18 protein-coding genes are annotated in these 16,615 nt (G+C 61.5%); 13 read left to right on the top strand and 5 right to left on the bottom strand.

The features are described from left to right. Positions 1–86: 86 nt before the first annotated feature. The 6 genes from QYH69_RS12705 to QYH69_RS12680 all read left to right on the top strand — a co-directional run bounded on the left by QYH69_RS12705 (position 87) and on the right by QYH69_RS12680 (position 6,617). Positions 87–200, top strand: coding sequence for a DUF2165 family protein (locus tag QYH69_RS12705; protein ID WP_308832206.1), 114 nt, complete (start codon positions 87–89; stop codon positions 198–200). Between the two features lie 524 nt (positions 201–724). After that, positions 725–1,051, top strand: a complete 327-nt coding sequence (locus QYH69_RS12700) for a helix-turn-helix domain-containing protein (RefSeq protein ID WP_308832205.1) — start codon at positions 725–727, stop codon at positions 1,049–1,051. Between the two features lie 305 nt (positions 1,052–1,356). Beyond that, the gene (locus QYH69_RS12695; protein WP_308832204.1) at positions 1,357–2,745 is read left to right on the top strand and encodes a cytochrome ubiquinol oxidase subunit I; all 1,389 of its coding nucleotides are present in this window, start codon (positions 1,357–1,359) and stop codon (positions 2,743–2,745) included. Between the two features lie 104 nt (positions 2,746–2,849). Further along, positions 2,850–3,848, top strand: a complete 999-nt coding sequence (gene cydB / locus QYH69_RS12690; protein WP_308832203.1) for a cytochrome d ubiquinol oxidase subunit II — start codon at positions 2,850–2,852, stop codon at positions 3,846–3,848. 78 nt (positions 3,849–3,926) lie between these two features. Next, positions 3,927–4,157 carry a hypothetical protein gene (locus QYH69_RS12685; protein WP_308832202.1) on the top strand — a complete coding sequence of 77 codons (231 nt, stop codon included), beginning with the start codon at positions 3,927–3,929 and terminating at the stop codon, positions 4,155–4,157. A gap of 141 nt (positions 4,158–4,298) precedes the next feature. Next, a complete protein-coding gene (locus QYH69_RS12680; protein WP_308832201.1) occupies positions 4,299–6,617 on the top strand; it encodes an FdhF/YdeP family oxidoreductase in 2,319 nt (772 codons plus the stop codon). Between the two features lie 121 nt (positions 6,618–6,738). Here QYH69_RS12680 and QYH69_RS12675 read toward each other — a convergent pair whose 3' ends face one another. Next, positions 6,739–7,170 carry an HPF/RaiA family ribosome-associated protein gene (locus QYH69_RS12675; RefSeq protein ID WP_308832200.1) on the bottom strand — a complete coding sequence of 144 codons (432 nt, stop codon included), beginning with the start codon at positions 7,168–7,170 and terminating at the stop codon, positions 6,739–6,741. A 348-nt stretch (positions 7,171–7,518) separates the two neighbouring features. Between QYH69_RS12675 and QYH69_RS12670 the strand changes: the two genes are divergently transcribed. The 5 genes from QYH69_RS12670 (at position 7,519) to QYH69_RS12650 (ending at position 11,453) form a co-directional block, all read left to right on the top strand. Continuing rightward, positions 7,519–7,665 (top strand): DUF3563 family protein, encoded by a 147-nt coding sequence (locus tag QYH69_RS12670; protein ID WP_308832199.1) that lies wholly within the window; start codon positions 7,519–7,521, stop codon positions 7,663–7,665. An 80-nt stretch (positions 7,666–7,745) separates the two neighbouring features. Beyond that, positions 7,746–8,039 (top strand): hypothetical protein, encoded by a 294-nt coding sequence (locus QYH69_RS12665; protein ID WP_308832198.1) that lies wholly within the window; start codon positions 7,746–7,748, stop codon positions 8,037–8,039. A 28-nt stretch (positions 8,040–8,067) separates the two neighbouring features. Further along, positions 8,068–8,364, top strand: coding sequence for a LysR family transcriptional regulator (locus QYH69_RS12660; RefSeq protein ID WP_374992398.1), 297 nt, complete (start codon positions 8,068–8,070; stop codon positions 8,362–8,364). Between the two features lie 343 nt (positions 8,365–8,707). Further along, positions 8,708–10,603, top strand: coding sequence for an ATP-binding protein (locus QYH69_RS12655; RefSeq protein ID WP_308832197.1), 1,896 nt, complete (start codon positions 8,708–8,710; stop codon positions 10,601–10,603). A gap of 172 nt (positions 10,604–10,775) precedes the next feature. Further along, a complete protein-coding gene (locus QYH69_RS12650; RefSeq protein ID WP_308832196.1) occupies positions 10,776–11,453 on the top strand; it encodes a response regulator transcription factor in 678 nt (225 codons plus the stop codon). A 107-nt stretch (positions 11,454–11,560) separates the two neighbouring features. Here QYH69_RS12650 and QYH69_RS12645 read toward each other — a convergent pair whose 3' ends face one another. From QYH69_RS12645 to QYH69_RS12630, 4 genes are all read right to left on the bottom strand, one after another. Then, positions 11,561–12,067 carry a response regulator gene (locus QYH69_RS12645; protein WP_308832195.1) on the bottom strand — a complete coding sequence of 169 codons (507 nt, stop codon included), beginning with the start codon at positions 12,065–12,067 and terminating at the stop codon, positions 11,561–11,563. A 295-nt stretch (positions 12,068–12,362) separates the two neighbouring features. After that, the gene (locus tag QYH69_RS12640; protein ID WP_308832194.1) at positions 12,363–12,716 is read right to left on the bottom strand and encodes a BON domain-containing protein; all 354 of its coding nucleotides are present in this window, start codon (positions 12,714–12,716) and stop codon (positions 12,363–12,365) included. Between the two features lie 113 nt (positions 12,717–12,829). Further along, positions 12,830–13,309 carry a DUF3331 domain-containing protein gene (locus QYH69_RS12635; RefSeq protein ID WP_308832193.1) on the bottom strand — a complete coding sequence of 160 codons (480 nt, stop codon included), beginning with the start codon at positions 13,307–13,309 and terminating at the stop codon, positions 12,830–12,832. Between the two features lie 223 nt (positions 13,310–13,532). After that, entirely contained in the window at positions 13,533–14,966 is a 1,434-nt protein-coding gene (locus QYH69_RS12630; protein ID WP_308832192.1) for an O-antigen ligase family protein, read from the bottom strand. Positions 14,967–15,199: 233 nt separating this feature from the next. Between QYH69_RS12630 and QYH69_RS12625 the strand changes: the two genes are divergently transcribed. Both QYH69_RS12625 and QYH69_RS12620 read left to right on the top strand, forming a co-directional pair. Beyond that, positions 15,200–16,168 carry a glycosyltransferase family 2 protein gene (locus tag QYH69_RS12625; RefSeq protein ID WP_308832191.1) on the top strand — a complete coding sequence of 323 codons (969 nt, stop codon included), beginning with the start codon at positions 15,200–15,202 and terminating at the stop codon, positions 16,166–16,168. Then, on the top strand, positions 16,161–16,550 hold the full coding sequence (locus QYH69_RS12620) for a GtrA family protein (RefSeq protein ID WP_308832190.1): 390 nt from the start codon (positions 16,161–16,163) through the stop codon (positions 16,548–16,550). Before QYH69_RS12625 ends, QYH69_RS12620 begins: the two co-directional genes overlap by 8 nt. Positions 16,551–16,615: the final 65 nt, after the last annotated feature.

The raw sequence follows: 16,615 nt of genomic DNA, 5'->3' as shown, positions 1-16,615 counted from the left end.
GCCAAGCGGTCTTAGGAAGACAAAACATTCTACCAACTCCTTGGCTCACAGAACGACATGGCTACGATCCGACTTAATGGTTCGCGATGTGGCAATCGAAGATCTGGAATGGCCAGGAAGCGGCATTCCGCTTCTATGTGGCGATTGCAGGCGTGCTGATTTTCGTCAACCAGCGCGATGACGATCTTGTCTCCCGCTGAACGGAGGCTGGCACCACCGTTATGCAGATAGCTGCTTCGCGTACGGATTGTCTTCGGGATCCCAACTCAAGGTCTCGCCTGCGTACCGCGTTTCATGACGCGCGACATATCGGACGGCGAAATTCCTCCTATGTGGGGCGCGCGGCGCCGTGTGCGGGTAGCGGCATGCGCGCCTGCTCTGCAACTTTCATCGATCGGCATCCGCGCCCTAGCCGCGCCCTAGCCGCGCACGGCAAGCGGAATAAAGCGAAAGCGAAGCGTGTTTAGAGTGCAAGGACAATACATGACAGACACTCAACAGACACTCGACAAAGGCCGACCATGCAGGCAACCGGTTACGCGAACGTCGGCGCCGCCATGCGCGGCGACGTGACGCATGTTTTGATCGAATTCGTCGACGACACGGCTTCGGCGATCGTACTTTGCATGCCGAAGCAATCGCTGGGCGTGCCCATTCCCACCGCGTAAATGACAGCGGCGGCAAGACGGCTCGCGCCGCCGATACCGCGCAAAGACAGATCATCATGGAAACGACCCACGCTCTCACCGCGCTTCACGCGCTTGCGCAGGAGTCGCGGCTCACGGTATTCCGCACGCTGGTCCAGTTCGGGCCCGCGGGACTCTCCGCCGACATGCTCGCGTCGTTCGTCGACTCGCCCGCCCCTTCGTTGTCGCCTCATCTGCAGCGGCTGCTCGATGCGAAGCTCGTCACGCGGCACCGCAAAGGCCGCTCGGTGATCTATGCCGCGCGCTACGACGAAATCAATGCGCTGCTCGCCTACCTGATGGGCAACTGCTGCGATGGCGACGGGTGCCGTCCGGTTGCACTGAAGTCCGGAAAATTTCTTTAACGCACGTTTCGTACTGCGGCCGACGGCCCGGCCGCGCGCCGCTCGTCGATTCGCGAAACATCGCGCGCCGCCTTGACTGGCGCGGCCCCGTGAAAACCACGCCTCGGCGCGCACCGGTGTACCCTAAACCTTCGTTTATCCGGGCGCTACACCCGTAGACTATCGTCGCCCGAAGTGCGCATATATCTTGCGGGAATCCGTGGGAAACGCGTTTCGCCCCCAATGTGTGCCGATGCGCAAGGCCAGGCATTCGCATTGCAGCGTATCCCGTCTCGAGAACGCAATACAGACAGCAGGGTACGACGATGAATCCGAGCGCTCTAGAACTCTCCCGCATCCAGTTTGGGTTTACCGTTTCGATGCACATCATTTTTCCTGCATTGAGCATCGGACTCGCAAGCTTTCTCGCGGTGCTCGAGTTCGCATGGCTCAAGACAGGCAAGCCGCATTACAAGGAGCTTTGCCATTACTGGGCGAAGATCTTCGCCATCGGCTTCGGCATGGGTGTCGTGTCGGGTGTCGTGATGGCTTACGAGTTCGGCACGAACTGGTCGGGCTTCGCGCATTTCGCCGGGCCGATCACGGGCCCGCTTCTGACCTACGAAGTGATGACCGCGTTCTTTCTCGAAGCGGGCTTTCTCGGCGTCATGCTGTTCGGCTGGGAGAAGGTCGGACCCAGGATGCATTTCGGCGCGACGCTGCTCGTGGCGATCGGCACGCTGATCTCGACGTTCTGGATTCTGGCATCGAACAGCTGGATGCAGACGCCGCAGGGCTTCATCATCGAGAACGGCCATGTCGTTCCGGTCGACTGGCTGAAGATCATCTTCAATCCGTCGTTTCCGTATCGCCTCGCGCATATGACTCTCGCCGCGTTTATCGTGGCGGCGCTCGTGGTCGCGGCGACGGGCGGCTGGCACCTGCTCAAAGGCCGGCGCGATGCGGCCGTGAAGACCACGTATTCGATGGCGCTGTGGCTGCTGCTCATTCTTGCGCCGATCCAGGCGTTCGTCGGCGACCAGCACGGGCTCAACACGCGCAAGTATCAGCCCGCGAAAATCGCTGCGATCGAGGGCCTGTGGGAAACCGAGCACGGCGGCACGGCGCTGAACCTGATCGGCTTTCCCGACATGAATGCCGAAGTGACGCGTTACGCGATCCAGATCCCGCACCTCGGCAGCCTGATCCTCACGCATTCATGGGATGGCGAAATCAAGGGCCTCAAGGAGTTTCCGAAGGAAGACCGGCCGAATTCGTCGATCATTTTCTGGACCTTCCGCATCATGGCCGGCCTCGGCATGCTGATGATCCTGACGGCGCTGATCGGCGCCGTACTGCGGCGCGGCGGGCGCCTCTTCGAAACACGCTGGTTCAACTGGCTGACGGTGCTAATGGGGCCGACGGGCTTTATCTCGCTCGTCGCGGGCTGGATCACGACCGAGGTCGGGCGTCAGCCGTGGGTCGTCTACGGGCAGTTGCGCACGGCCGACGCGGTGTCGCCGATCACGCCGCAAGCAGCGGGCATTTCGCTGCTGATCTTCGTGATGGTCTATTTCCTCGTGTTCGGCACCGGCATCTTCTACATCGTGAAATTCATCCGTCTCGGACCGTCTGCAATCGACGAGCGCAAACCCGCCGAACAGACGAGCTACGACTCGCCAACCGGCCGGCGCCCGCTGGCCGTCGCGGAATAAAAGCAGCCCGTTCAGGTTTCGCGTTGAACGCCCGTATCACAGGATCGCTACATACGCCCGCTTCATCGCTCACTCGCACACTGAAGCCAGGCACGGAGGCACGCATGGTCATCACCACAATCTGGGCGGCAATCATTGCGCTCGGCATCTTCATGTATATCGCGCTCGACGGTTTCGATCTCGGTATCGGCATCATCTTTCCGTTCTTCCCCGACGATGCCGAGCGCGACATGATGATGCATACGATCGCACCGGTCTGGGACGGTAACGAAACCTGGCTCGTGCTCGGCGGCGCCGCGCTGCTCGCGGTCTTTCCCACGGTCTATGCGATCGTGCTGTCCGCGCTCTACCTGCCGATCATTTTCATGCTGATCTGCCTGATCTTTCGCGGCGTCTCGTTCGAAATCCGCGGCAAGGCGACGCGTTCGAAAAACCTGTGGAATCTGGCCTTCATCTGCGGTTCGGCCGGCGCCACGTTTTTTCAGGGCGTCATTCTCGGCGCCTATCTGCACGGTATTCCGGCGACCAACGGCGTGTTCTCCGGCGACCCGTTCTTCTGGGTCACGCCGTTTAGCGTATTCACCGGCATGGGGCTGATGGCCACTTATGCGCTGCTCGGCTGCGGCTACCTCGTGCTGAAAACGAGCGGCGATCTGCAGCAGCGCATGCATGGCCTGATCGGCCCGCTCACCATCGTGCTGCTCGGCTTCATCGCCGCGGTATCGATCTGGACGCCGCTGACCGATCCGCATATCGCCGCGCGCTGGTTCGAGTCGCCGTTCCGCTACCGGCTCTATCCGGTGCCGATTCTCGTGCTGGTCGTCGCCGCGTGGATGTATGCGGCGGTAAAGCGGCGCAGCGACGCGATGCCGTTCGTACTCGCGCTCGCGCTGATCCTGCTCGGCTATATCGGGCTGCTCGTCAGCATCTGGCCTTATGCAATTCCGAACACGATCACGCTTGCCGACGCAGCCGCGCCGCATGCGAGCCAGGTGTTCACGCTCGTCGGCGCGGTCATCATCATTCCGATCATCACCGTCTATACGACCGCCGGCTATTGGGTATTCCGCGGCAAGGTCGAACCGGGCGCACGTTACGAATAGCGCACGCCCCGGTTCTATGCCGAAAGGCACTGAAGCCAGGTGCATGAATTCGCATGTCCGTGCCGAAGGAGTTTGAAGATGTCGCAATCCGCCGTTCAACACGCTGCTCAAAACGCTATCGAGCCGCCGATCGCCGAAGACGCAGCGAGGCAGATCGTCGAGCACGCGGCCGCGCACCCCGCGGCCCGGCCGCGCAGCCTCGCGAACAAGATCATGTGGCTCGTGATCCTCTGGTGTGCGGGCTTCGGCGTGACCTTTATCGTCGTGCTGCCGTTCCATCTGCTCGTCCAGTGGGCGTCGCATCACTAGCGGTGCGATGCCGCATGTCTCGCAGTCGCGGCCTTACGTGTGTTTCGAAAAACCATCGGCGATCTTGAAAGACCGTTGGCGTGCCTCTGCATAACATCGCTTCGTTCAACATCACCATCGTCTTGCGCTTAAGAGGTCACCATGGCAGAAAGGAAATCGATCCGCATCTATCGCGAACCGGCCGGCGGATGGGGCGCGCTGAAGGCAACAGGCAAAGCGCTCGCCGAACAGGGCATTCCGGTATTCGGCGCGCGTACGCTGTTGCGGATGAATCAGCCGGAAGGCTTCGATTGTCCAGGCTGTGCGTGGCCCGATCCGAAACATACGTCGTCGTTCGAGTTCTGTGAAAACGGAGCCAAAGCCGTCGCGTGGGAAGCGACCGCGGACCGCTGCACACCGGGCTTCTTCGCAAATCACACCGTTACCGAGCTAAGCGCGTGGGAAGACTTCGACCTCGAGATGGCGGGCCGCATCACGCACCCGATGGTCTACGACAGCGCGTCGGACCGCTATGTGCCGATAGGCTGGGACGACGCGTTCACGCTCATCGCCTCGCACCTCAATGCGCTCGATTCGCCTAACCAGGCCGACTTCTATACGTCGGGCCGCGCATCGAACGAAGCCGCGTTTCTCTATCAGCTGTTTGCGCGCGAATACGGCAGCGGCAATTTCCCCGATTGTTCGAACATGTGTCACGAAGCGACGAGCGTCGGCCTGCCCGAGTCGATCGGCGTCGGTAAAGGCACCGTGCTGCTCGAAGACTTCGACCATGCGGACGCGATTTTCATTTTCGGTCAGAACCCGGGCACGAATAGCCCGCGCATGATGACGAGCCTGCACGACGCTTCGCGGCGCGGCGCGCGCATCATCTCGTTCAATCCGTTTCGCGAACGCGCGCTCGAGCGCTTCCAGGCGCCGCAGAATCCCGTCGAAATGGTTACGCTCTCGTGGACTGCGATCAGCAATCCGCTGTATCAGGTGCGCGTGGGCGGCGATGTCGCCGCGTTGAAAGGCATCATGAAGGCGATTATCGAAGCCGACGACGAAGCGATTGCGCAAGACCAGCCGCGCAAGATCGACGTCGACTTTATTCGCGGCCATACGGTCGGCTTCGAAAAGCTCGTCGACGACTTGCGCGCAACGGACTGGGAAGCGATCGAGCATGCGTCCGGCTTGCGGCGCTCGGACCTGACGGCCGTCGCCAACGTTTATATGGAAGCGAAAAGCGTGATCCTCGTCTACGGCATGGGGCTCACGCAGCATCATCGCGGCACCGAAAACGTGCAGCAGATGGCGAACCTCGCGCTGATGCGCGGCAATATCGGGCGGCCGGGCGCGGGCATATGCCCGGTGCGCGGCCATTCGAACGTGCAAGGCAACCGCACGGTCGGCATCACCGAAAAGCCCGCCAGGGAGTGGCTCGATCGCATCGAACAGACGTTCGGCTTCAAGCCGTCGCCGCAGCATGGACGCGACGTCGTCGGGACACTCGAAGCGATGCTTGCCGGCGACTGCAAGGTGTTTGTCGCGCTCGGCGGCAATTTCGCCGCGGCGATTCCCGACTGGCCGCGCCTGCAGGACGCGATGCGCAAGCTCGACCTGACCGTCCATATTTCGACCAAGCTCAACCGCAGCCATCTCGTGCACGCCAAAGAAGCGCTGATTCTGCCGTGCCTTGGGCGTACCGAAGTCGATATTCAGGAAACCGGGCCGCAATCGATCACGGTCGAAGATTCGATGTCGATGGTGCATGCATCGGCCGGCATCAACGATCCGGCCTCGGACCATCTGAAGAGCGAACCGGCGATCGTGGCGGGCATCGCGCGCGCGACGCTCGGCGACACCTCGAAGGTTCCATGGGAAGCGCTCGTCGCCGACTACGACCGCATTCGCGATGCGATCGAAAAGGTGTTCCCCGCATTCGAGGCCTACAACGCGCGCATTCGCGTGCCCGGCGGCTTTCATCTCGGATCGACCGCGCGCGAACGGATCTGGGCGACGGCAAGCGGCAAGGCGAACTTCGCGGTGTTCGAAGGCCTCGACGAAGACCCGTGGCACGGCGACGACGAAGGCCTGTGGCTCACCACGATGCGCAGCCACGATCAGTACAACACGACGCTCTATTCGTTGTCGGACCGCTATCGCGGTGTGTTCGGCCAGCGTGACGTCGTGTTCGTCAACTCGGAGGAAATCAGAAAGCGCAATCTGCATCCGGGCGATCTCGTCGATCTCGTTGCGATGTCGAACGACGGCATCGAGCGCGTCGTGCGCAACATGAAAGTGGTCGAGTATCAGTTGCCCGACGGTTGCTGCGGCGCCTACTACCCGGAGGCCAATCCGCTCGTGCCGCTCTACGCGTACGACAAGCGCAGCCGCACGCCGTCGTACAAGTCGGTGCCGGTGAAGATCGTGAAATCGGCGCGCAACATCGTTTCGGGGGCGTGGGCGCCGCAGTCGTAGCGATTGCGACAGGTGCTGCACGCAAACGAAAAAGGGTGATGCAGCCTTCGCACATCACCCTTCGATGCACCTGCTCGAGGTTCGCTTCAGCGTTGCCCGAAGCTTGCGCTGGCCTCGAATATCAATCGCCGCGACTGCAGATCGGTCCGGCAGGCAAGCTCGGCTCATCCGGCGCGGGCTCATTCTCCGCGGGACCATTATCGGCAGGCCCGTTCTTCCGCCTGAACGACGCGATGTCGATGCGCCGCTTCAGGCGCTTTAGCGTATTGCCCGCCGCACACGCGGATACGCGATTCACGAGCGCGAACAGATTCCGGTCGCGCCCTTGCGCGAGCGCCGCGGTCGCGCCGCCGATGCCGACCTTCACGAGGCAATGCATGGCGTGGCCGCCGCCGCGCGGTCCGTCGACATCTTCGAGATGCACGCTCACGTGCGAAATGCGCCGCGCGATACGCGCGAAGCTTTCCCTGATGCGCGAATGCACATGCTCGCGCAGCGCGTCCGATTCGCGACGCGATAGACAAAGGCCCGAGGTTTGAATGCTGATTTCCATGGTGGACGTCTCCTTCGAGGTCACATTCCGATCCCAAATGGGTAGCCACCAATCTACGGTGCCGCGTGCGCGGCGAACAGTCGAATTTTTCTGATGATCGGTTCGGTTCGTTCGAAGCAACACACGCACGAGGCCACAGGAAACGCTTCATACACGCTTGCCGCACAGATCCTTCGCGATGCTCACTTTCGCCTCATTCTCGATCTCTACGATGCAGGCCATCGACGGGCCACGCCTGATCCAGCCTCAGCGGACCGGGCAAATCGATCGGTTCCCGAGCACGTCGACTGGATCGCGGCCGCACATCCGCCGGACCGCGAGTGTTTCACGAGTGATTGGAGAGACATCATGTTTGCGTATTTCCTCGAAAAGCTGGGCGAATGGATCGAACGCGCCGAAGAGCGGCGCCGTCACGACTATCTTGCTCAGGCCTCCGACCTGGCCGACGTCGAGCTGCGCATGCGACGCATCGAACGTCACGGCTATTCGTTCTGAACGCCGCGCGGGCCTTTACAGCGACACCGGGCCCGCGCCACGCGACACGTAGAACCGTCCCGGTTGCCAGGAGAAACGCCATGAAATCCGAACCGCTTTCACACTGCCCCGCTCGAGCCGAAACGGCCGTGCTGCGCATCGACTTCGGCACGCGCACGCATGCCTCGACGAGCAGCGCATCGATGCAGAGCATAGGCGCGACCGCCGCCGCAGCGCCCGGTCTTCTTGCACGCACGCGCGCCGCTCTGCTCGGGGTTTTCACGCGCGACCGCGATACGGCCGACCATCGACGCCGTTGCGATGTGGAGGCGCGTCTGCTCGAACTCGAAACGCACAAGCTGAATGCGCAGTTGCTCGACAAACCGCGCGACTAGTATCCGGCGCCGCTGTGGAGAGATCGCCATGAACTTCAGACACCTGTACTACTTCTGGATGGCCGCACGCACCGGCGGCATGATCCGTGCCGGGCAGCGGATTCATATCACGCCGCAAACGCTGAGCGGCCAGATCAAGGTGCTCGAAGCGCGCCTCGGCTGCCAGCTGTTCGAGCGCGCCGGGCGTAATGTACAGCTCACCGAAGCAGGCCGCGTCGCCGCCGGCTATGCCGAGGAAATTTTCCTGCTCGGCGAAGAACTCGAAGGTGCGCTGAAGAGCTACGCGAATGCGAGCACAGACGAAGACGTGCGCGCGCTAAACTGAATACCACTGTGCCTGCGCCGGCATGGCGGCCGATACGACACGTGTCGTCAAAGCCGCCGCAGTTCATTCCTGTCGCCGCGCTTTCCTCATACAATTCCATTCAAGAATCGCACGGTTTTTCGTTTTCGACTGAATAGCTTTCCCCTTCGATATATGCGAAACGCGCGCGCAGGTAAGATCAGCTTGACGCCCGTCTCGAACCGACACGTCGCCTGATGCAACACGGCCGCCCCCTGACCACGCAGCGACCACGCATCGTGATCACACCAAAGGCGCACCCGGATCGGCAACGTCCAGCTACCGCATCGACCATCGAGTGACTTTGTGACCTTGTCCGGAAGCCATGACTTCGCTCTTTGAAGCGACACCACGCAGCAACCGCTGGCGAGACGTATGGGTGCGCTGGGTGCGCGCCGATCTCTCTCATCCGTCCGATACGCTGCGCCGGCTTGCGTTCGGCTGGGCGGGCGGATTCGTCGCGCTCGGCCTGCTCGGTTGGGTGTGCTACAAGCTTGGCCTGAATCCGATTGCCGCCGAGTCGATCTTTCTGATTGCGGTCGTGCTGATTTCGCTCGTGGGCAGCTTCGTGATGTCGATCGGGCTTTCCATCATGGCCGTGCTGTTTATCGACTACTTCTTTATCGCGCCGGTCCTTACCTTCGAAATCCAGTACAAACAGGACGTTCCCGCATTAGTAACGTATCTGATCGCGGCGTTCGCGATCACCGGGCTCGTGCGGCATGCGCGCATGCTCGGCGTGACGCAACTCGAACAGGCGCGGCTGCTCGATCTCACGCACGACACGATTATCGTGCGCGACATGGACGGCACGATCCTGTTCTGGAATTACGGCGCCGAGGAGATGTACTGCTGGAAGAAACGCGATGCGATCGGCGAGAACATTCATCTGCTGCTCAAGACGCGGTTTCCGACGTCGCTCGAGGAAGTGACCGCCACGCTGCTGCGCACCGGCCGCTGGGACGGCGAACTGATTCATACGCGGCGCGACGGCACGGTGCTCGTGATCGCGAGCCGCTGGTCGCTGCAGCGTAACGGCAGCGGGCGAGCCGCCACGATACTCGAGACCGGCAACGACATCACCGCGCGCAAACAGGCCGAAGAAGCGCTGCGGCGCAGCCAGGCGACCTATCTCGCCGAAGCGCAGCGCTTGAGCCGCACAGGCAGTTTCGGCTGGAACGTATGGAGCGGCGAGGTGCTTTGGTCCGAACAAACGTTCCGGATTTTCGAGTTCGATCCGGGCATCGTGCCGACGCTCGAACTCGTGCTGCAACGCGTGCATCCCGACGACGTCGAACGGTTTCGCGACACGATCGGCCGCGCGTCGACGCACAAGCACGATTTCGACTTCGAGTTTCGTCTGGTGTTGCCGGACGGGGCGGTGAAATACCTGCACGTGGTCGCGCATGTGATGAAAGACGAGCCCGAGCGGCTGCATTACGCCGGCGCGATCATGGATGTGACGCAAGCGCGGCAATCGGAGCAGCAACTGCACCACGCACAGGCGGAGCTTGCGCGCGTCACGCGCGTGACGACGCTCGGCGAGCTGTCCGCGTCGATCGCGCACGAAGTCGGACAGCCGCTCGCGGCGATCGTCACGAACGGCGAAGCGTGCCTGCGCTGGCTCGACAATCCCGCGCCGCAACCCGACGAGGTGCGCGCGGGCGTCAGCCGTATCATCGGCGAAGGACGGCGCGCGACCGAAATCGTGAGGCGTATCCGCACGCTCGCGAAGAAGGACACGGGGCAAAGGGTGCCGCTCGAGCTCAACGATGTCGTCAACGACGTCGTCTCGCTCACGCAGCGCGAAGTGCTGAGCCACCAGGTGTCGCTGCGCGTACGGCTCGCGCCGCTCCTGCCGCCGGTGCTCGGCGACCGCGTTCAGTTGCAGCAGGTGCTGATCAATCTCGTGATGAATGGGATTCAGTCGATGGACGGCGTGACCGGATGGGCGCGCGAGCTGTCGATCGAGACCGCCCTCACGGCGGACGGCGATGTTCAGCTCGCGGTGCGCGACTGCGGCAGCGGGATCGCCCTTGGCCACGCGGAACGCCTTTTCGATGCATTCTTCAGTACGAAGGCGCATGGCATGGGGATGGGCCTGTCGATCTGCCGTTCGATCATCGATGCACACGGCGGCAGAATTTCGGCTTTCAACAACGAAACGCACGGTGCGACATTCGAGTGCATCCTGCCCCCGCTTGCAAAAAACATCGTATAACCGACACCAATGTCGCGGCGTAGCCACGCATACAGGAATATTTTTTCCGCCGAACTGCTTTAACAGCAAAAGCGAAACAACTAGTATCTATACTGCATGCAAACTTGACATCAAATAACCGACAGCGGCTAATGAGATGCGGTAGGGTCTCCCGCTACAGTTGGAGGGGCACATGAATTCGCAGCAAATGCTTTCAACTTCGACCAGCGTGACGGCGCAGGCGGCGCCGTCGGTGGTCTATGTCGTCGACGACGATGAAGCGATGCGCACCGCGCTTGGCGCCTTGTTGCGCTCGGTCGGCCTGCGCGTGGAAACCTTCGCGTCTTCGCGTGCGTTTCTCGATTACCCGAAATCGGACGCGCCGAGCTGTCTCGTACTCGATGTCCGTTTACGCGGCGAAAGCGGTTTGGCATTCCAGGAAGAAGCCGCGAAGACCGATATGCGCATACCGATCGTCTTCATGACGGGACACGGCGACATCGCAATGTCGGTCAAGGCCATGAAAGCAGGCGCACTCGATTTCTTTACCAAACCCTTTCGCGATCAGGACATGCTCGACGCGGTCGCGCATGCGCTCGCGCAGGACGCGAAGCGCATCGACGCAGAGCAGGCCGTTGCATCGGTGCGCTCGTGCTACAACACGCTCACGCCGCGCGAACAGCAGGTCATGGAATATGTGGTGGTCGGCCTCATGAACAAGCAGATCGCCGCGGAAATGAAACTCTCCGAGATCACCGTGAAGATCCATCGCGGCCAGGTGATGAAGAAGATGGAAGCGCGCTCGGTAGCCGATCTCGTCAGGAAAGCGGAAGCGATCGGCATCGGCACGCACGGTGAACGTGCGTCGTAACACGCGTGCGTCGCGGCCCGACGGGCGACGCTCCGACTGAGGCGGCTGACCGAGGCAGTTAACTGAGCCGATCGCGCCGATCGCAGCGGCACGACGCTAACGATGCTCTATGGACTACCGAGCGCGGTGGTCAACCAGTGCGCGATCACGTTTGCGTCGACCGGTTTTTCGAGCAGCGCCAATGCGCCTTGCGCCTGGGTTTGCGCATGCAGAACGGCGGTCGGAAAAGCGGTGATGAATATGGTCGGCGGCGCGCAGCCCTGTTTCATTAGGCAATCGAGCAATTCAATGCCCGACATTCCCGGCATACGGATATCGGAAATCAGAAACGAAGTTTGATCGATCTGGCCGGAACTGAGATAGGCCTCTGCGGACGCAAAATCGTTGACATCCCAGCCAAACGAACGGATCAGGCTTGCGGTTGCGAGGCGCACCGCGTCGTCGTCATCGACAATGCTAACAATGTGGGACGTATCCACGCGGCGGACCCTGAGTCTGGAGAATAACTCTGCAAATTTACGGATCCAGGCCGTGCCTTTTTCTCTTTGCTTGCAAGAGAATAGATCGCGGGATGCGGCCCGCAAATCATACAAACGTATAGCAAAACCGCCCATTGTGCGGCGGCACGTCGATGACTCGCATCAAGTAGTCGAATTATTCAAATTGCATAGCGCTGCAGAAACCGTATTCGCGCGCTTTCTTTCTCCCGCCTTATATGCAGGCCCAATTCAATCGATTAATACCAGGCCGTGCATAACCGGCGCAAATATGAATAGCGGCGATTTGCGCCATTGAATCGTCAAACTCAGTGCCGCGAAAACAACCGCTACTTCATTCTGCAAGACCAGCCGCCGGATCTGTCGAAGTCGCGCTGATCGACAGATGCCGCCGGCTGGATCCGACACGAGATCAGTTGCCTGCTTCGTGCTTGCTGAGGTTGTTCTTCACCGACTTGACGCCCGTCACGCTTTGCGCGACGGTCGCCGCTTGTGCGATCTGCGACTCGTCCTGGACGGTGCCGTCCAGCGTCACGACGCCGCCGCGCGCCACCACACGAATGTCGGACGACTCGATCTTGTGCGTCGTCAGTGCGTGCCGCACCTGACCTTCAAGCTTGTGATCGGCATGCCACTTCTGCTTATGGGTCGGCTTCGCCATCGGCGCGGACGCCGCGGTGTCGTCCTGCGCATGCGCGGCCTGGATGCCAAACGACATCATCAGGGCAATACTGGTACCGACCAACATCTTCAACGGCTTATTCACGTGAACCTCCATCGTTGCCAAGGGTGTTTAGTTTTCCGGGCGCCGGCGGCGCCCGTTTCTTTGCTGCTGATCTACTTTCTTCGTTGACTTCTTTTCTTCAACCCGCTTCGTTTTCAACCTGTGGCTTCAAGTTCAAGCTCCGGCTCGCAGACTTCTTCGCCGATCGGCGCGACGAGCACGCATGCCGCGAGCATCATCGAGCCGGCATTGGCCGGTGCAAGCCGATAGTGCGACGGACGATAGACCACGTCGCCCCGGCGGATCTGCTGCCCGCTCAAAGCACAATAGCCGTCACTGGACGCTCGCGCAACGCGCCAGACCTGATCGCCGTAATGACACGAGGTCGGATCGCCCCATGTGACGATGGCGGTCCTGCTGGTCGGCCGCTCGAGCACCTTGATGTGCGCGCCGCGTTTATCCGACGCGCAGGCAACCGCGGCAGCGCGGCGGTGCGCGCTGCGGCGCGCGGAAACCCTGGCGCCCGATGAGCGGGCGAGGCTCTGGCCCGATGATGTTTCTTCCGCACACGATAGCGAATCGAGCAGACACAAGGTCTGCGACCACGGATCGGTCCGGCTGTGTTTCGCGTGCATCGAGCAGTCCCCCCATCGTCGCTCGTGGAGGTCCTCGCGCGTTGCAATCCGCGAAGGCCACTTCAATTGAGGCGGTTTCGCTACGTTAGCGCGTTATCCGGACAGGAGCCATTCCACCAACGTGTTACATCGCGCTACACGAAAGTTGAGCAGGGTGATACGAAGGTTTAAGCGGGCGTCGCTTTGGGGTGAACGCGTTGCGCGCGATGTTGTACGACGGACCTCAGATCTGCAGTTCGCCTTGCTTCGAGTGCACCGCGAGCGGCGCCGCCGGCCGTTCATGCGCAAAGCGCTGGCCGGCATCGCGCACGCCCGGACTGGCGCGCCGCGCGGTGGCCGCTTCGCACTGGCCGAGCAGCCAGCCGCAGCATGCCCAGAACATCAGCGCGGTCGACTGCCACATGAAGTCGTCGGTCATATTCTTTGCGAGCATGCCGAGCAGAAGCGCAAGACCTGCCCGGCACAGCATCGGGCGCGTGACGCGCACCGCGTAAAAGCGCCGGCCAATGCTCGCGAACAGCACGAGCTGCAGTGCAAGACCGATTACGCCGGTTTGCAGAAGCGTGTTCAGAAACAGATTATGCGCATGCGTCTTTACGTTCTCGTCTAGCTTGAACAGCGCAGCAGGAACCAGATGCCCATAGGCGAGCGCGGGCAGCGGCTTGCCGAAGCCGACGCCTAGCCACGGATGTTTATGCAACTGACTCGCATAGAAGGCCCAGATTTTCGGACGCGTGTCGTGCGAAGTCGCCGCGTCGATGCCGCCCAGATGGTCCAGGCGTTCGAGCAGATCCTGCGACGCTGCACCACTCGCGGCGCGATACGAATCGGCAAGCGGCGCATCGGCCGGGCGCTGCGTCACGCTCGTGCCGCTGCCCTGCGCGATCGCTGCCGGCACGAGCGCCATCAAGCGCATCTGGTTGCTCAGCAGCGTCGCGCAAGCAATGGCGACGAGCATTGCGCCGAGCATCAGATATGCGCGGCGCCGCGCTTGCCTCGAGCCCGCGTGCGGCCACAACAGCACGACGCCGACGACTGCCAGCGCGATCCAGAAGAACCGGTTCAGTGTCGCCGCGCCGATCACGACGCAAAACAGGACACCGACCACGCCGAGCAGCCGCGTGTTGCGCACGGCCGCCATCGCGGCGAACACGGAGATTGCCATCAGCGCGACCGTGCTCGTATGGCCGACGCGCGCGTAAAAGTGCAGCAGGCCCGGCTTCGGTGCAGCGGGATCGAGAAAATGGAAGCCGACGACGCTCGCCACTGCGAGCGCGCCGCACGCGAGCCACGACGCGGCCTGCATGCGCCGCTGATGCATCGCCTCGCGGCCGAGCAGCCAGAACGCGAAAAAGCAGGCGCCCGGGTAGGCGATTTCATCGAGCCACGCATGCAGCGTCGCTTGCGGGTCGACACTCCAGATTGTTGATAGCAGCGCCCATCCGGCCCACAGGCCGAGCGGCAGCGACAACGGAAAGCGGACCTCGCGCGGCGCGTGCACGAGCGAATGAACGATGAGGAAGACGGTGATCGCGACAACGACGGCGATGGCGGCGAATTTGATCGCCATCATGTGATCGAACATCACGACGAACAGAAGCACGGCGCAAAAAGCGGACAGCACTTCCCCGACCCAGGATCTCAGCCTTAGGTTCACGGTAATTTTTCCTTGAAATTCCGGGCTGAAGACGATTTTACCCGATACGCAAGACGGTTACGTGTCATGCATACCTGAATTGCCTTACAGGTACGGTCAGAATGACTGGATTTCGCGTGCGCGCGGACTCATGAGAAAATAACCGCCGCTTACAGCCGTGCCTTATAGCGAAGCGTGAATCCGCCGCGGCCGTCCACGGGGTGCCGCGCTTGCCGCCGACGACCAGCTACTCAATGAAAAATATCTCTGCGGCCCATGTCGCCGTTCTGATCCCTTGCTACAACGAAGAAGCGACGATCGAGGCCGTGGTCCGGGACTTTGCGGCGCAATTGCCCGGCGCGCGCGTCTATGTGTTCGACAATAACTCTTCCGACGGGACCATCGAACGAGCGTCGAAGGCCGGCGCGATCGTGCGGCGCGTTGCCTATCAGGGAAAAGGCAATGTCGTGCGCCGCATGTTCGCCGATGTCGATGCGGACGTCTATGTGCTTGTCGACGGCGACGATACGTATGACGCGGCCGATGCTCCGGCGTTTATCGACCGGCTGATCGACGAAGACCTCGATATGGTGGTCGGCGCGCGCGTTTCCGATGAAGAACTCGCGTACCGGCGCGGCCATCGCTTCGGCAATGCGATGCTCACACGTTTCGCGGCGCGCATTTTCGGCAATTCGTTTTCCGACATGCTGTCTGGGTACAGGATCTTCTCGCGCCGCTTCGTGAAGTCGTTTCCCGCGCATTCGACGGGCTTCGAGATCGAAACCGAGCTCGCCGTGCATGCGCTCGAATTGCGGATGCCCGTGGCCGAGATCAGCACCGCTTACCGGTCGCGGCCGGAAGGCTCGGCCAGCAAGCTCAACACGTATCGCGATGGTGTCCGCATCCTGCTGATGATCCTGCGTCTCTTCAAGGTCGAGAAACCATTGCTGTTCTTTTCGATCGGATTTGCCGTGTGCGCGCTTGCGTCGATACTGCTTGCGGTGCCGGTGTTCGAGACCTACGTCGAAACGGGGCTCGTGCCGCGGCTGCCGACCGCCCTGCTGTGCGCCGCGCTGATGTTGTTCGGCACATTGCTGCTCGTTTGCGGCCTCGTGCTCGATACGGTTACGCGCGGCCGCGCGGAAGCCAAACGGTTTGCGTATCTGAGCGTGGGCGCTCCTTCGAACGCGATCCGGCAATCGGCGTCTTTACCGAATGAATAGTCAGCTCTTGCGATTCGTCATTGTCGGCACGGTTGGGTTCGTTGTCGACGCTTCGGTGCTTTATTTGTGTCTGCATCTCGGCGCGGGGTATTACTTGGGGCGGGCGGTGTCGTTTCTTGCCGCGGTCTATACGACGTGGCAGCTGAACCGGCGGTTTACGTTTGCGCCGGCCAGGGGCGGTTCGATCTGGCGGGAAGGCGGACGCTATCTGCTTGCAATGTGCGGCGGAGGGCTCGTCAACTACGGCGCGTATTGCGCGGCGATCGCGGTGTTGCCGAAGAATGCGATGCTGCCGTTGTTCGCGGTGGCAGCGGGGTCGCTTGCGGGGCTCGTTTTCAATTTTCTGGTGGCCCGGCATTGGGTCTATAAACCGGGGCATTAAAAGATGCAAACTGCTTCCAGGTCCGGCCTTTTGCGTCGCACTTGCAGTCGACTTGCTCGCTTGCG

This window comes from Paraburkholderia sp. SARCC-3016, from assembly GCF_031119615.1.
Classification (GTDB): domain Bacteria; phylum Pseudomonadota; class Gammaproteobacteria; order Burkholderiales; family Burkholderiaceae; genus Paraburkholderia.
This window is presented reverse-complemented; position numbering and strand designations above follow the sequence as displayed.

Excerpts from the sequence above, each read along its gene's own strand:
- QYH69_RS12705 (WP_308832206.1), top strand. The coding sequence starts at position 87 with ATGTGGCAATCGAAGATCTGGAATGGCCAGGAAGCGGCATTCCGCTTC.
- QYH69_RS12700 (WP_308832205.1), top strand. The coding sequence starts at position 725 with ATGGAAACGACCCACGCTCTCACCGCGCTTCACGCGCTTGCGCAGGAG.
- QYH69_RS12695 (WP_308832204.1), top strand. The coding sequence starts at position 1,357 with ATGAATCCGAGCGCTCTAGAACTCTCCCGCATCCAGTTTGGGTTTACC.
- cydB (WP_308832203.1), top strand. The coding sequence starts at position 2,850 with ATGGTCATCACCACAATCTGGGCGGCAATCATTGCGCTCGGCATCTTC.
- QYH69_RS12685 (WP_308832202.1), top strand. The coding sequence starts at position 3,927 with ATGTCGCAATCCGCCGTTCAACACGCTGCTCAAAACGCTATCGAGCCG.
- QYH69_RS12680 (WP_308832201.1), top strand. The coding sequence starts at position 4,299 with ATGGCAGAAAGGAAATCGATCCGCATCTATCGCGAACCGGCCGGCGGA.
- QYH69_RS12675 (WP_308832200.1), bottom strand. The coding sequence starts at position 7,170 with ATGGAAATCAGCATTCAAACCTCGGGCCTTTGTCTATCGCGTCGCGAA.
- QYH69_RS12670 (WP_308832199.1), top strand. The coding sequence starts at position 7,519 with ATGTTTGCGTATTTCCTCGAAAAGCTGGGCGAATGGATCGAACGCGCC.
- QYH69_RS12665 (WP_308832198.1), top strand. The coding sequence starts at position 7,746 with ATGAAATCCGAACCGCTTTCACACTGCCCCGCTCGAGCCGAAACGGCC.
- QYH69_RS12660 (WP_374992398.1), top strand. The coding sequence starts at position 8,068 with ATGAACTTCAGACACCTGTACTACTTCTGGATGGCCGCACGCACCGGC.
- QYH69_RS12655 (WP_308832197.1), top strand. The coding sequence starts at position 8,708 with ATGACTTCGCTCTTTGAAGCGACACCACGCAGCAACCGCTGGCGAGAC.
- QYH69_RS12650 (WP_308832196.1), top strand. The coding sequence starts at position 10,776 with ATGAATTCGCAGCAAATGCTTTCAACTTCGACCAGCGTGACGGCGCAG.
- QYH69_RS12645 (WP_308832195.1), bottom strand. The coding sequence starts at position 12,067 with ATGGGCGGTTTTGCTATACGTTTGTATGATTTGCGGGCCGCATCCCGC.
- QYH69_RS12635 (WP_308832193.1), bottom strand. The coding sequence starts at position 13,309 with ATGCACGCGAAACACAGCCGGACCGATCCGTGGTCGCAGACCTTGTGT.
- QYH69_RS12625 (WP_308832191.1), top strand. The coding sequence starts at position 15,200 with ATGAAAAATATCTCTGCGGCCCATGTCGCCGTTCTGATCCCTTGCTAC.
- QYH69_RS12620 (WP_308832190.1), top strand. The coding sequence starts at position 16,161 with ATGAATAGTCAGCTCTTGCGATTCGTCATTGTCGGCACGGTTGGGTTC.